General features: G+C 62.4%; 10 protein-coding genes. 1 reads left to right on the top strand and 9 read right to left on the bottom strand.

Annotated elements, in window-relative coordinates; translation table 11 throughout:
- The first annotated feature begins 250 nt into the window (after positions 1 to 250).
- Positions 251 to 1,030 carry a TSUP family transporter gene (locus tag J3361_RS19135; RefSeq protein WP_207965892.1) on the top strand — a complete coding sequence of 260 codons (780 nt, stop codon included), beginning with the start codon at positions 251 to 253 and terminating at the stop codon, positions 1,028 to 1,030.
- Here J3361_RS19135 and nudC read toward each other — a convergent pair.
- The 9 genes from nudC to J3361_RS19090 form a co-directional block, all read right to left on the bottom strand.
- A complete protein-coding gene (nudC, locus tag J3361_RS19130; protein WP_207965891.1) occupies positions 998 to 1,828 on the bottom strand; it encodes an NAD(+) diphosphatase in 831 nt (276 codons plus the stop codon). The two genes, J3361_RS19135 and nudC, sit on opposite strands and share 33 nt — an antisense overlap.
- A gap of 6 nt (positions 1,829 to 1,834) precedes the next feature.
- Positions 1,835 to 2,647: a crotonase/enoyl-CoA hydratase family protein gene (locus tag J3361_RS19125; protein WP_207965890.1), complete on the bottom strand. Its 813-nt coding sequence runs from the start codon at positions 2,645 to 2,647 to the stop codon at positions 1,835 to 1,837.
- Between the two features lie 231 nt (positions 2,648 to 2,878).
- The gene (locus J3361_RS19120; protein ID WP_207965889.1) at positions 2,879 to 4,360 is read right to left on the bottom strand and encodes an efflux transporter outer membrane subunit; all 1,482 of its coding nucleotides are present in this window, start codon (positions 4,358 to 4,360) and stop codon (positions 2,879 to 2,881) included.
- Positions 4,357 to 7,461 (bottom strand): efflux RND transporter permease subunit, encoded by a 3,105-nt coding sequence (locus J3361_RS19115; RefSeq protein ID WP_207965888.1) that lies wholly within the window; start codon positions 7,459 to 7,461, stop codon positions 4,357 to 4,359. Before J3361_RS19115 ends, J3361_RS19120 begins: the two co-directional genes overlap by 4 nt.
- Before the next feature lie 202 nt (positions 7,462 to 7,663).
- The gene (locus tag J3361_RS19110) at positions 7,664 to 10,759 is read right to left on the bottom strand and encodes an MdtB/MuxB family multidrug efflux RND transporter permease subunit (RefSeq protein WP_207965887.1); all 3,096 of its coding nucleotides are present in this window, start codon (positions 10,757 to 10,759) and stop codon (positions 7,664 to 7,666) included.
- Entirely contained in the window at positions 10,756 to 12,069 is a 1,314-nt protein-coding gene (locus J3361_RS19105; RefSeq protein ID WP_207965886.1) for an MdtA/MuxA family multidrug efflux RND transporter periplasmic adaptor subunit, read from the bottom strand. The genes J3361_RS19110 and J3361_RS19105 overlap by 4 nt, the downstream gene beginning before the upstream one ends.
- 191 nt (positions 12,070 to 12,260) lie before the next feature.
- Positions 12,261 to 12,761: a thiol peroxidase gene (gene tpx / locus J3361_RS19100; RefSeq protein WP_207965885.1), complete on the bottom strand. Its 501-nt coding sequence runs from the start codon at positions 12,759 to 12,761 to the stop codon at positions 12,261 to 12,263.
- 120 nt (positions 12,762 to 12,881) lie between these two features.
- Entirely contained in the window at positions 12,882 to 13,553 is a 672-nt protein-coding gene (locus J3361_RS19095) for a DUF3313 domain-containing protein (RefSeq protein WP_207965884.1), read from the bottom strand.
- Between the two features lie 86 nt (positions 13,554 to 13,639).
- On the bottom strand, positions 13,640 to 14,137 hold the full coding sequence (locus J3361_RS19090; protein WP_207965883.1) for a GNAT family N-acetyltransferase: 498 nt from the start codon (positions 14,135 to 14,137) through the stop codon (positions 13,640 to 13,642).
- Between the last annotated feature and the right edge of the window lie 192 nt (positions 14,138 to 14,329).

Raw genomic sequence — 14,329 nt, 5'->3', positions numbered from 1 at the left:
GCTTGCTCCCGCTGGCTGTAGGAGCTGGCGAAGCCTGCGATCTTTTGATCTTTCGCTTGAGATTCAAGTGGATGGGGAAAGATCGTAGCCTCGTTGCACTCGACAGCTCCACGGTTCCTACAGGCCCAGCGGGAGCAAGCTCCCTCGCCACGGAAAGTCACAGGCCTTAGACAGTCGCAGCCCTGCACCATTATGGGTAACATACCGGCCTTCCCGCAGCCCTTCTGCGTCCTGCCAAATAAGCCATTCCATGCCTTTCGAACTCAGCGTTGACCTCACTACCCTCGCTATCCTCGCCGTTGTCGCCTTCATTGCCGGTTTCATCGATGCCATTGCTGGTGGCGGTGGTTTGCTGACCACGCCGGCGCTGCTGACTGCAGGTTTGCCACCTCACCTGGTCCTGGGGACCAACAAACTCAGTTCGACCTTCGGCTCGGCGACGGCCAGCTTCACCTTCTACAAGCGCAAGTTGTTCCACCCAGGGCAGTGGACCCATGCCCTCGTCGGCACATTGGTCGGAGCCCTGACCGGCGCCGTCGTCGCCCACTACCTGCCAGCCGAGTGGCTGAACAAGATGTTGCCGGTGATCGTCTTCGCCTGCGGCCTGTACCTGTTGTTTGGCGGCACGCCCAAGGCGCCGTTGGACAGCGATGCGCCGATCAAGAAGACGTGGCAGTCATCCCAGGGTTTCAGCCTGGGTTTCTATGACGGCGTGGCCGGGCCGGGTACCGGTGCGTTCTGGACCGTCAGCAGCCTGCTGCTCTACCCCATCGACTTGGTCAAGGCCAGTGGCGTGGCCCGCAGCATGAACTTCGTCAGCAACATCGCGGCGCTGTCGGTGTTCATCTTTTCCGGGCAGGTAGACTGGGTCATCGGCCTGAGCATGGGCCTGTCGGTGATGGTCGGCGCGTTCTTCGGCGCTCGCACCGCCATCAGCGGCGGCGCGAAGTTCATCCGACCGGTGTTCATCACCGTGGTGCTGGGCTTGACCGTGCGCCTAGCCTGGCAGCACTGGTTCAGCGTGGCCTAAGCGCCGCGCCACATACAGGTCGATCAGATAGCGGGCAATCGAGCGCGAGGCCGGCAGCGGTGGCAGGTCGTAGACGTTGAACCATTGGGCGTCCTCGATCTCATCCTCCTGGGGCACGATGTCACCGCTGGCATATTCAGCGTGGAAACCGAGCATCATCGAATGGGGAAACGGCCAGCACTGGCTGCCCATGTACTGGATGTTCTTCACCTCGATACTGACTTCCTCGCGCACTTCGCGGACCAGGCAGTCCTCCGCCGACTCGCCGGGCTCGGCAAAACCCGCCAGGGTGCTGTAGACACCCGTGACGAACCGCGGTGAACGGGCCAGCAGGACTTCATCGCCGCGGGTAATCAACACAATCATGCTCGGTGAAATCCGCGGGTAATGGCGCAGGTCGCAGGCATCGCAATACATCGCCCGCTCCAGTGGAATCTGGCTCATGGCTTTGCCGCAACTGCCACAGAAGCGATGTTCCCGGGCCCAGGTGCCGATCTGCGCCGCATAACCCAACACCTTGTACAGCGTGTGGTCGTCCTCGAGCATGAACGCCCGCAGGCCTTTCCAGTTACAACCAGGGATGTCCAGCGGGCTGTGCAATTCCAGCAGGTAGACCGGCTCGCCATCCAGGTGACCGATGCCGTGTTCGGCGAGGATCGACAGGTCCTGGCGCTTGAGCCAGTCGCGGGGAAACAGCGCGCCGTTGTCATCGAACAGAAAGCCTTCCGGGCTACGGGCCACGGCCCAGCCGCCGGGAACGTCGGTGTCGAGTACTGCGGTGGTCCAGCGTGAAATCATGGTCAGTCAATCCAGAAATTCAGGTTTCTGTTTGCTCATATGGGCGGCCATGGCCACGCGCAGGTCGGTCGATTGCAACATGGCGGCGTTCCAGGTGGCGACGTATTCCAGGCCGTCATCGATGCTGTGGTCGCGCATGTAGCTGATCATTGCCTTGGTGCCGGTCACGGCAATCGGCGACTTGGCGGCGATGTCCCGGGCAATGCCCATCACACCGTCGAGCAGGCTGGCGGTGTCGCTGTAGACACGATTGACCAGGCCGATGCTGCGCGCTTCGTCGGCACCAAAAGTGCGCCCCGTATAAGCGAGTTCACGCAGCATGCCGTCCCCGACGATCCTCGGCAAGCGTTGCAATGTGCCAACATCGGCGGCCATGCCGATATCGATTTCCTTGATGGAGAATTGGGCGTCCTCGGCGGCATAACGCATGTCGCAAGCAGAGATCAGGTCAATGGCACCGCCCAGGCAATAGCCCTGGATGGCCGCGAGCACCGGCTTGCGGCAATTGTCCACGGCGTTGAACGAGGCTTGCAGCTGCACAATCTTGCGCCGCAGCAACCGCGCATTGCGCCCCACGTCCTTACCCAGTTCGTTGGCCACGCCTGCCAGCATCATCAGGTCGATGCCGGAGGAAAAATGCTTGCCGGTGCCGCTGAGCACCACCACCCGCGCTTCATCGGTATCATCGATCCATTGGAAGATCTCAATGATCTCGCGCCAGAAGTCAGCGTTCATCGCGTTGATCTTGTCCGGCCGATTGATCTGCACATGGGCGATGTTGTCTGCAAGTTCGACGTTGAACGCTTGGTATTGCGACATGGCAGTGATCCTTTACCGGCTGAAAAGAGGCCTGAACTATAACAAGCCATCGCGACGGGACGTAGGCAGTGCATCGGCCAAAAGCGGGACTGTTTGACAGCCATTAACTCTGTGGCGAGGGAGCTTGCTCCCGCTGGACTGCGTAGCAGTCCCCTACTTTATGAGCGCTGCGCACTCAAGCGGGAGCAAGCTCCCTCGCCACAAAAGCATCTTGCGGCGCTACCCAATCACTCAGGGTTTCTCCTCCGCCTGCAACTGCCCATCCCAGCCCCCGCCCAGCGCCGCAATCAACTGTACGCTGGCAATCAACCGGCTCTGCTGCAGGCTCAGCACGCTGCGTTCGTTGCTCAGCGCGGTGGCCTGGACGGTGACCACGTCAAGGTAGGCAATCAGTCCGGCCCTGTACTGGTTCTGCGTCAGGCGCAGGGATTCCCGGGCGGCGTCCAGTGCTTCCTGGCGCACGCGGGCTTCGTCTTCCAGCACCTTGAGCTGGATCATGTAGTTTTCCACCTCCCGCAGGCCGTCAAGCACGGTCTGGCGGTAGGTGGCAACGGTCTGGTCATAGGCGGCGACGGTGCGGTCGACTTCCGCCGAACGTTGGCCGCCATCGAACAGTGTCATCGCCAGTTGTGGGCCTACCGACCAGAAGCGGTTCGGCACGCTCACCCAGTTGTCATAGGTACTGCTGCTGTAGCCGCCGCTGAGGCTCAGGGTCAGGTCCGGGTAGTACGCGGCCTTGGCGACGCCGATGTTGGCGTTGGCGGCCATCACCGAGCGCTCTGCCGAGGCGATGTCTGGCCGGCGTTCGAGCAGTTGCGAGGGCAGCGCCACCGGGATCTGTGGCAGTGTCGGGATGTCTTGGGTCTCGGCCAGCTTGAATTCGGCCGGTGGCAGGCCGATGAGCACGGCGACGGCGTTTTCGAACTGGGCCCGTTGCCAGATCAGGTCGATCAGGTCGCCCTGGGTGGTCTTGAGCTGGTTCTGCGCCTGGGCCACCGCGTCCTTGCCGGACACCCCGGCGCGGTACTGGTTTTCGGTCATTTTCAGCGAGCGCTGGTAGTTGTCGACGGTGGTCTGCAACAAGCGCTTCTGCTCGTCGATCACCCGCAACTGCAAGTAATTCTGCACCAGTTCCGACTGCTGGCTCAGGCGCATCGCCGCCAGGTCGGCGAAACTGGCTTGCGCGCTCGCCTCGTCGGCTTCCAGGGTGCGGCGCAACTTGCCCCACACGTCTGCTTCCCAACTGACACCGGCCTGGGCGCTGTAGGTGTCGCGAATGCCGCTGGACGAACTGCTCAGGCTCGAGCTGCTGCTACCGGTGCCCTGGCTGGAGCGCGTCTTGCCAACGGTCAGGTCCACGGTGGGGAAAAAGGCACCCCGGGCATTGCGTACCAATGCCCGGGCCTGCCGGTACTGGGCCTCGGCCTGGGCCACGGTCTGGTTGGAGGCGTTGAGCTTATCCACCAGGCCATTGAGCTGCGCATCACCGTACAGCTCCCACCAGGCGCCCCGAGCCATCGCATCGCTGGGGTTGGCCTGGCGCCAGCCCTGGGCCTCCTTGTACTGCACCGGGGCGGCGGCCGTGGGACGCTGGTAATCCGGGCCGATGGCGCAGGCGCTGAGCATCGCCACGCACAGCGCCAGGCTCAGCACCCGCGAGCCACGGGCGGTCGCCAGCACGGCGGCAAGATTGGAAGGCAAACGGTCGGTCATAGCGGAGTTTCCAGGGCAGCATCAGTGCGCACACCACGCCAGCGGTTGAAGCGATGGCGCAGCTTGTCGAGATAAAGGTAAACCACCGGCGTGGTATAGAGCGTCAGCACTTGGCTGAACACCAGGCCACCGATGATGGTCAGGCCCAGTGGCTGGCGCATTTCCGCGCCTTCGGCGGTGCCGAGCAGCAACGGCAAGGCACCGAGAATCGCCGCCAGCGTGGTCATCAGGATCGGCCGTAGCCGCAGCAGGCAAGCGCTACGGATCGACTCCAGCGGCGTCTGTCCGGCACGCTCCAGTTGCAAGGCGAGATCGATCATCAGGATGGCGTTTTTCTTCACCACGCCGATCAGCAGGAACAGCCCCAACAGCGAGATCAGGCTAAACTCGCTGCCCAGCGCGTAGATCGACAGCAATGCGCCGACCCCGGCCGACGGCAAGGTGGATAGGATGGTCAGCGGATGAATGTAGCTTTCATACAGCACCCCCAGCACCAGGTACACCGCCAGCAGCGCGCCTAAAATCATGAACGGCTGGCTCTTCTGGGTGGCGGCGAACGCGTCGGCAGTGCCGGCCATTTTCACGATGACATCCTCGGGCATCCCAAGCTTGGCAATCGCCCGTTCGATGGCCGCGGTGCCCTGCTCCACCGTCACGCCTTCGGCCATGTCGAAGGAGATGCCCTCGGAGGCGAACTGGCCTTCATGGCTGACCCGGTCGTCCTCCAGGCTGTTCTCGTAATGGGCAATGGCCGACAGCGGCACCCGCGCACCATCGGCAGTGATCACCTGGACCTGTTCGAGGGTGCTCGGGTCCTGGGCATACTTGGGATTGACCTCCATCACCACCTGGTACTGGTTGAGACTGTCGTAGATGGTGGAAATCTGTCGTTGGCTGTAGGCGTTGTTGAGCACCGCCGTGACCATGTCCATGTCGATGCCCAGGCGCTTGGCCTGGTCTCGGTCTACCACCAGCGTCACCTGCTGCGCCCCGCCACCGTCGCGGGCGTCGATGGCGGTCAGTTCCGGCAAGGCCCGGAAGGCCGCCACGACCTTGGGGTACCAGGTGCGCAGCGACGCCAGGTCGGCGCTTTGCAGGATGTAGGAATATTGGGAAGTGGTTTGCTCGCGACCGCCACCGAACTGCAGGTCCTGGTCGGCCATCAACATCAATTGGGCACCGGGTACCTTGGGCATTTCCTTACGCAGGCGCTCGATGACCTTTTGCGCGGAAATATTCCGTTCCTTGATCGGCTTGAGACGCACCAGCATGAACGCGTTGTTGGTGCCGTTGTTGCCGCCGATGAAGCCGGCAACGCTTTGCACGGCCTCGTCCTTGAGCACGGCGCGACGGAAAATCTCCATCTTCGGCTGCATCACGCCGAACGACAGCCCATCGTCGCCACGCACGAAACCGATCAGTTGGCCGGTGTCCTGCTGCGGCATGAAGGTCTTCGGCACCACCACATACAACGCGACGTTCACGCCAATGGTCACCAGCAGGCTCAGCAAGGTCAGGCGCCGATGACGCAGCACCCAGTCCAGGCTGGTGGCGTAACCACGGACCATCCGTTCATTGACCCTCTGGCTCCAGCGCTGCAGGCGGTTTTCCTGCCCAGGCACATGGGGCTTGAGCCAGCGGGCGCAGAGCATCGGCGTGAGAGTCAGCGAGACCACCAGCGACACCACGATGGAGGCCGCCAGGGTGATGGAGAATTCGCGGAACAGGCTCTCGATGATGCCGCCCATGAACAGGATCGACAGGAATACCGCCACCAGCGAGACGTTCATCGACAGCAAGGTGAAGCCCACCTCCTCGGCCCCCCGGTACGCTGCCTCCATCGGTGGCACGCCTTCGTCGATATGCCGGGAAATGTTCTCCAGCACCACGATGGCGTCGTCCACCACCAACCCGGTCGCCAGGATCAACGCCATCAGCGACAGGTTGTTCAGGGAAAAACCGTACAGGTACATCACCGCAAACGTGCCCACCAGCGACACCGGCACCGCCAGGGTCGGGATCAGTGAAGCGCGGAAATTGCCGAGAAACAGGAACACCACCAGCACCACCAGGGCCACGGCGATCAGCAAGGTCATTTCCGCTTCATGCAGGGTGGCCTTGATCACGGGCGAGCGGTCCATCGCCAGGTTCAGCTTGACGCTGGCCGGCAGCACCGCCTGCAACGCCGGCAGTTGCGCCTTGATCTCGTTGACGGTCTCGATGATGTTGGCGCCAGCCTGGCGGTTGATCACCAGCAATACGGCGGCATCGTCGTTGAAGAAACCGCTGTTGTAACGGTCCTCGACGCTGTCGGTGACTTTCGCCACATCCTTGAGCCGCAGCACCGAGCCGTCCTGATAGCGGATGACCAGCGTTTCGTAGTCCTTGGCCTTTTCCAACTGGTCGTTGGCCTGGACCTGCCACATGCGCCGGTCGTCCTCCACCGAACCCTTGGGCCGGCGCACGTTGCTGTCGGCAATGGCGGTACGCACATCGTCCAGGGCCACGCCGTATTGATTGAGCAACTGTGGTTCCAGTTCGATGCGCACCGCCGGCAGCGAGCTGCCACCGATCTGCACCTCACCCACGCCCGACACCTGGGACAGGCTCTGGGACAGGATGGTCGACGCCAAATCGTAGAGCTGGCCTTTTTCCAATACATCCGAGGTCAGCGACAGCACCATGATCGGCGCCTGGGACGGGTTGACCTTCTTGTAGGTGGGCATGCTGCGCATGCCGCTGGGCAACAGGTTGCGCGAGGCATTGATGGCCGCCTGCACTTCCCGGGCCGCGCCGTTGATGTCGCGGTCCAGGTCGAATTGCAGGATGACCCGCGTGGAGCCCTGGCTGGAACGACTGCTCATGGTGTTGACCCCGGCGATGGCGCCGAAGGAACGTTCCAAAGGCGTTGCCACGGTCGACGCCATCACCTCGGGGCTGGCCCCTGGCAGGTTGGCCTGGACCACGATCACCGGGAAATCCATTTGCGGCAGCGGCGAAACCGGTAGCAGGCCGAAACACACGCCACCGAGCAGCATGATGGCGAAGCTCAGGAGCATGGTTGCTACGGGGCGGCGAATGAAGGGACCGGAGAGGTTCATGGGCGACAGCCCCTTGCTTCAATGGACAGGCTTTTGTGGCGAGGGAGCTTGCTCCCGCTATGTGGGAGCAAGGCTTGCCCGCGATGAAGGCGATGCAGTCTCGCAGAATCGAGGCGTCTGTTTCGCGAGCAAGCTTTGCTCCCACAGCCCAGCGGGAGCAAGCTCCCTCGCCACAAAAGCCCGTTACATTCCAGGGAAGCGGTCATACCCGCACCTCATCCGCCTCAGGCCTGGCAAACCGGCGCCCCAGTCGATCGAAATACAGGTAGATCACCGGCGTGGTGAACAACGTCAAGACCTGGCTCACCAACAACCCGCCCACCATCACCAGGCCCAGGGGCTGACGCAGTTCCGCGCCGGAACCGGTGGCGAGCATCAGCGGTACGGCACCGAACAACGCCGCCAGGGTGGTCATCAGGATCGGGCGGAAGCGCAGCAACGCCGCCTGGTAAATCGCCGTTTGCGGGTCCATGCCCTGGTTGCGTTCGGCATCGAGGGCGAAGTCGATCATCATGATCGCGTTTTTCTTGACGATGCCGATCAGCAGGATGATGCCGATGATCGCGATCATGCCCAGGTCATTGCCGCTGAGGATCAACGCCAGCAAGGCGCCGATAGCCGCCGAGGGCAAGGTGGAAAGGATGGTGATCGGGTGGATGTAGCTTTCGTACAACACGCCCAGGACGATGTACATGGTCACCACGGCCGCCAGGATCAGCAGCAAGGTACTCGACAACGACGCTTGGAATGCCTGGGCCGCACCCTGGAATTCGGTCTGCACGCCCACCGGCATGCCGATCTCCTGCTGGACCTTTTCGATCACCTCCACCGCATGCCCCAGCGCCACGCCCGGCGCGAGGTTGAACGACATCATCACTGCGGGAAACTGACCAATGTGGGCAATCGCCAACTGAGCCTGACGCTCTTCGACCCGGGCCAGGCTCGACAGCCGCACCTGCCCACCATCGGTGGTCTTGACGTGAATCTGGTCCAGCGCCTGCGGCCCGATCCGTTCGCCGGCCTGGGCTTGCAGCACCACGCGGTACTGGCTGGCCTGGGTGTAGATGGTGGAAATCTGCCGCTGGCCGAAGGCGTCATACAACGCATCGGTGATGTTCGACACCGAGACGCCCAGGCGTGACGCCGCGTCGCGGTCGATCACCAGGTAGACCTGCAAGCCTTTGTCTTGCAAGTCGCTGGCGACGTCGGTCAGTTCCGGCTGGCGGCTCAGGGCGTTGACCAGGCGCCCGCTCCAGAGGCTGAGCAATTCTGCGTCGGGCGATGACAGGCTGAACTGGTATTGGGTGCGGCTGACCCGGTCCTCGATGGTCAGGTCCTGCACCGGCTGCATGAACAGGCGAATACCCACCAGCCGGTCCAGTTGTGGCTGCAAGCGGGCAATGATTTCGGTGGCGCTGTCATCCCGTTCGCTGTGAGGCTTGAGGTTGATCAGCAAGCGTCCGCTGTTGAGCGTGGCGTTGTCACCGTCCACGCCGATGTAGGAAGACAGGCTCTGCACCGCCGGGTCGGCGAGGATCACCTTTGCCAGTTGCTGTTGGCGCTCGCTCATGGCAGCAAAGGAGATCGATTGCGGCGCTTCGGAAATGCCCTGGATCACCCCGGTGTCCTGTACCGGGAAAAAACCCTTGGGCACGGCCAGGTAAAGCACCACCGTCAGCACCAGGCTGCCCACGGCCACCAGCAGGGTAAGTGGCTGATGCTTTAGCACCCATTGCAACTTGCGCCCGTAGGCGGCGATCAGCCAATCGATCCAGGCGCCGCTGGCACGGTAGAAACGGCCCTGCTCTTCTTCCTTGGGCTCGCGCTTGAGCAAGCGGGCACACATCATCGGCGTCAGGGTCAGGGACACCACCAGGGAGATCAGGATCGCCACCGCCAGGGTGATGGCGAACTCACGGAACAAGCGCCCGACCACGTCGGCCATGAACAGCAGTGGGATCAGCACGGCAATCAGCGACAGCGTCAGGGAAATCAGCGTGAAGCCAATCTGCTTCGCGCCCTTGAGCGCGGCCTGCATTGGGCTGTCGCCCTCCTCGATGAAACGGGCGATGTTCTCCAGCATGACGATGGCATCGTCCACCACGAAACCGGTGGCGATGGTCAGGGCCATCAAGGTCAGGTTATTGATGGAGAAACCGGCCAGGTACATCACGCCGAAGGTACCGATCAGCGACAACGGCACGGCCACCGACGGAATGATCGTGGCACTGACGCGACGCAGGAACAGGAATGTCACCATGACCACCAGGGCGATGGCGATCAGCAATTCATGCTGCACGTCAGTGACCGAGGCACGGATGGTCTGGGTGCGGTCGGTCAGCACGGTGACGTCCAGGCCGGCCGGCAGGTTGTCGGTAATGCTCGGCAGCAGGGCCTTGATCCGGTCCACCACTTCTATGACATTCGCGCCGGGCTGGCGCTGGATGTTCAGCAGCACGGCCTGGTTCTCGTTGGCCCAGGCGGCAAGCCGTTCGTTTTCGGCGCCGTCGACGATCTGTGCCACGTCCTTTAGCCGCAACGGCGCGCCATTGGCGTAGGCCAGGATCAGTTCGGCGTAGTCCTTGGGCGACGTCAGTTGGTCGTTGGCGTCGAGCATCGAGACCCGGGTCGGGCCGTCGAAGTTGCCCTTGGGCTGGTTGACGTTGGACGCACCGATCAGCGTGCGCACATCCGCCAGGTTCAGGCCGTTGGCCGCCAGCGCCTCGGGGTTGACCTTGATGCGCACCGCCTGGCGCTGGCCGCCAGCGATGGTGACCATGCCGACGCCACTGATCTGGGCGATTTTCTGTGCCATGCGGGTGTCCACCAAGTCATTGAGCTTGGGCAGCAGCATGGTCTTGGACGTGATGGCCAGGGTCAGTACCGGGGTGTCGGCGGGGTTGACCTTGTTGTACACCGGCGGCGCCGGCAGGTCCGTGGGCAGCAGGTTGGTGGCTGCGTTGATGGCGGCCTGCACCTGCTGTTCGGCGACGTCCATGTTGATGTCGAGGTTGAAGCGCAGGGTAATCACCGACGCGCCGCCGGAGCTGGTGGAGGCCATTTGCGTCAGGCCCGGCATCTGCCCGAACTGCCGCTCCAGGGGCGCGGTGACCGCGCTGGTCATCACATCGGGGCTGGCGCCCGGGTACAGGGTCATCACGCGGATGGTCGGGTAATCGACCTGGGGCAACGCCGACACCGGCAGCAACCGGTAGGCAATCAAGCCGGCCAGGATGATCGCCAGCATGCTCAGGGTGGTGGCGACCGGGCGAAGGATGAAAAGCCGCGAGATATTCATGCGCCGCCCTTTTTCGCCTTGTCGACCGCGGCTGGTTCAGTGGTGGCCGCGGACTTGCCTTGCAGGTGCTCGGTCGGCGTGGTGGGCACGTCCTGGCTGTCGTTGACCACTTCCACTTCGCTGCCTTCCTTCAAGCGATCGGTGCCTTCGAGCACCACCCGGTCGCCGGCGGCCAGGCCTTCGGTGACCACGGTGTTGGTGCCGTCGCTGGCGCCGATCTTCAGCTTCTTGATGGTGACCTTCTTGTCACCCTCCAGGGCATAGACGAAGGTGCCGTTGGTGCCGAATTGGATGGCGGCCGTCGGCGCCAGGGTCACGCCCTTGAGGGTGTCGGCCAGTAGGTGGACGTTGACGAACTGGTTGGGGAACAGCGACTGGTCGCGGTTCTCATAACGAGCCTTGAACTTCAGGGTGCCGGTGGTGACATCGATCTGGTTGTCCAGGCTTTGCAGTACGCCACTGGCCTGGCGCTTCACGTCGCCGCGATCCCAGGCTTCGACGGGGAGTTTCGCCCCGCTGCGGTAACGGGCTAGCACCGTGTCGAGGTTGTTCTCCGGCAAGGTGAACACGACGCTGATGGGTTGGGTCTGGGTGATGACCGCCAGGGCCGTGGTGTCGTTGGCTGACACCAGGTTGCCGACGTCCAGTTGACGCAAGCCTACGCGGCCAGTGATCGGTGCGCGGATCTTGGTGAATTCCAGGTTGAGCTTGGCGTCATTGACCGCCGCCTGATTGGTCTTGACCGTGCCCTGGTACTGGCCCACCAGCGCCGCGGCGGTGTCTAGGGTCTGCTTGGCAATGCTGTCTTCGGCGTACAGACCGCGATAGCGCTCGAGGTCTACCTGGGCATTTTTCAGCTGGGCCTGGTTCTGCAGCAAGGTGCCTTCGGCCTGAAGCAAGGCGTTCTGGTACGGGCGTGGGTCGATCTCGGCCAGCAAGTCCCCGGCCTTGACCATTTGCCCCTCTTCGAAGGCGATCTTGACCAGCTCGCCACCCACGCGGCTGCGCACGTTGATGGTGTTGAGGGCCGTGACGGTACCCAGCGCCTTGAAGTACAGCGGGAAGTCCCCGGTCACTGCAGGCGCCACCCGCACTGGAATCGCCCCCGTCGCCCCACCGAACCCCGGCCGCATGCTACCGGAGCGTCCCACATGCCCCGCGGCGGCTTTCTCCCCTGCCCCATTTGTTTCGGTCGAGCCGCTGGGCCAAAACTTCCAGGCCAGCGCTGCGACGACCAGCAGGACGAACAAGCCAAACAGCCAGCGACGGGAATTGCGGGAAACAGAGGATTGCATGGAGTGATCAACCATTGGGCGCGAGGGCTTCTTTTACGGGAGGCTGAACGATAAGCACTGGCGGGTATTTAGCAAAGCGCCTTTACCGGCAATTTACCTTGAGCTTACCTTTCGGATAGTCGGCTAACGCCTTGAAGCACAAAAGAAAACGGCCTGGACAGGGCCAGGCCGTTAACAATTGTAATAAATACTTTATTTCAATCCACTTATTTCAGGACGGCCAGGGCCGCGTCGTAGTTCGGCTCTTCAGCGATTTCCTTGACCAGCTCGCTGTGCAGCACGCTGTCGTTTTCGTCCAGCACCACCACGGCACGGGCGGTCAGGCCTTTCAGCGGACCGTCGGCAATCGCCACGCCGTAGTCCTGGATGAATTCGGCACCACGCAGGGTGGACAGGTTCTGGACGTTTTCCAGGCCTTCAGCGCCGCAGAAACGCGCCTGGGCAAATGGCAGGTCGGCGGAGATGCACAGCACCACGGTGTTGTTCAGCTCGTTGGCCTGGGCGTTGAACTTGCGCACGGAGGTGGCGCAGGTCGGCGTGTCGACGCTAGGGAAAATGTTCAGCACCTTGCGCTTGCCGGCGAAGTCCTTCAGGGAAACGTCCGACAGATTGCCGGCAACCAGGGAAAAGGCTGGCGCCTTGGAACCGGCTTGTGGCAACTGGCCGTTGACTTGGACCGGGTTGCCTTTGAGGGTGACTTGAGCCATGAACGGATTCCTTCTGACAGGTTTGAAAATGGTGAGGCCGGAGTTAACCACGAAATGCTTCCCCGACCTATGGCCAGACATAAAAAGACATGGCATCGCCGTTATGTGTTGGCGCCGCACCTATTTGTTCTTGAGTTTCAAAAACGACTGGTGCAAATCCGACGCCCAGCCATCGATGACCCCTTTGACGTCATCGGCCTTCATGACCTGGGACTCGTTGGACAGCGGCTTGCCGGTGCCTTTGCGCACGACTTGCGCGACCACCGCGTGAGTGCCACCGTCGAGGAAAACCGCTTCGGTGCCCAAGGTGGTTTCCTGGTCGCGAATACCGCTGGCGGTGCTGACAGCCGCCGCCACCAGCGCAATCGGGATCACCTCATAAGGTTTCAAGCCTTCGGTCTTGCTGCTGACAGCCGTGATCGCCGCACGCACCACGAGAACACCCGGCCCCGGAGCGGTCGCCAGGGGCAAGGATTTTTCCGCTTCCCGCTTGAGGGCCTGATCGTAGTACGCGGTAATGCCGGCTAGCGTGGCCTGGGGGATCTTCACGGTCGGCTGCGGCTTGGGGTAAAGCTGCGTCGGCTCGATGTAGAGATGGGTGTACTTGCCCGGATCGATCTTCGGATCGATCCAACGCATGACCACGGCCCCCGACGGCGACTTCTCTTCCTTGAGCCGGCTGTAATCGCCGAGGAACCCGGAATACTCATCCGGCTGGGTCACTTTGCTCGAGCAACCCGCCAAGGCGAGCGAGGCGATGCAAACACAGCCGATCATGGACGAAAACTTCATGCTGTCACTCCTGTAAGCCACACGAGGCGGGGCCGGAACTACAGGTATAGCCAATGGGCGGTTTTTTGCCTGCTCCGGTGCGGTTTTCAGCGCAACCGTGCCATGGCCAGCGTGTCTACCCAGCGACCGTCACGCACGGCATAGTCGCGCAGCAAGCCTTCGGCTTCAAAGCCGAACTTGCGGTACAGCCCGATGGCCGCTTCGTTGTCGGCGTACACCGTCAGTTCGACCCGGCGCAGGTTCATCCAGTTGTCCGCGACATCCAGCGCGGCGGCCAGCAGCCTCGACCCCACGCCCTTGCCCTGCCAGGCGGCAGCCACGCCCATGCCGAGGCTGCCGCAATGAGCTCGGCGCACCCGTGTGAACTGCTCCAGCCCCAGGTTACCGATGACTTCACCCTCGTGCAGGGCCACCAGTTTCAACAAGCGCTCGTCATCCATCGCCAGGCGCTTGCGCCAGACTTCGGCGGACTGGAAAGGCATTTGGAGCACCTGGCGCGTCACCGCCGGGTCGTTGTAGAGCGCGGTGACGCCGGCGATGTGGGTTTCGGTGAAACGTTCGAGGGTGATTGAAGACTCGGACATGTGGCTCCTCCCTGGAGCGTGGCAAGGCCGATCACTATAAGCCACGCCAGCTTATAGGGGGAACCTGTGGGAGTGAGCTTGCTCGCGAAAGCGGAGTATCAGTCAATGAAGTGTTGAATGTGCCGGCCTCTTCGCGAGCAAGCCCGCTCCCACAAGGGACAGGGGTGCACATGAATTTGTGGCTGCCGAAAA

This window comes from Pseudomonas sp. OA65, from assembly GCF_017498305.1.
In the GTDB taxonomy this organism is placed as follows: domain Bacteria; phylum Pseudomonadota; class Gammaproteobacteria; order Pseudomonadales; family Pseudomonadaceae; genus Aquipseudomonas; species Aquipseudomonas zanjanensis.
This window is presented reverse-complemented; position numbering and strand designations above follow the sequence as displayed.

Excerpts from the sequence above, each read along its gene's own strand:
- J3361_RS19105 (WP_207965886.1), bottom strand. The coding sequence starts at position 12,069 with ATGGTTGATCACTCCATGCAATCCTCTGTTTCCCGCAATTCCCGTCGC.
- J3361_RS19115 (WP_207965888.1), bottom strand. The coding sequence starts at position 7,461 with ATGAACCTCTCCGGTCCCTTCATTCGCCGCCCCGTAGCAACCATGCTC.
- J3361_RS19110 (WP_207965887.1), bottom strand. The coding sequence starts at position 10,759 with ATGAATATCTCGCGGCTTTTCATCCTTCGCCCGGTCGCCACCACCCTG.
- J3361_RS19090 (WP_207965883.1), bottom strand. The coding sequence starts at position 14,137 with ATGTCCGAGTCTTCAATCACCCTCGAACGTTTCACCGAAACCCACATC.
- J3361_RS19120 (WP_207965889.1), bottom strand. The coding sequence starts at position 4,360 with ATGACCGACCGTTTGCCTTCCAATCTTGCCGCCGTGCTGGCGACCGCC.
- J3361_RS19125 (WP_207965890.1), bottom strand. The coding sequence starts at position 2,647 with ATGTCGCAATACCAAGCGTTCAACGTCGAACTTGCAGACAACATCGCC.
- nudC (WP_207965891.1), bottom strand. The coding sequence starts at position 1,828 with ATGATTTCACGCTGGACCACCGCAGTACTCGACACCGACGTTCCCGGC.
- J3361_RS19135 (WP_207965892.1), top strand. The coding sequence starts at position 251 with ATGCCTTTCGAACTCAGCGTTGACCTCACTACCCTCGCTATCCTCGCC.
- J3361_RS19095 (WP_207965884.1), bottom strand. The coding sequence starts at position 13,553 with ATGAAGTTTTCGTCCATGATCGGCTGTGTTTGCATCGCCTCGCTCGCC.
- tpx (WP_207965885.1), bottom strand. The coding sequence starts at position 12,761 with ATGGCTCAAGTCACCCTCAAAGGCAACCCGGTCCAAGTCAACGGCCAG.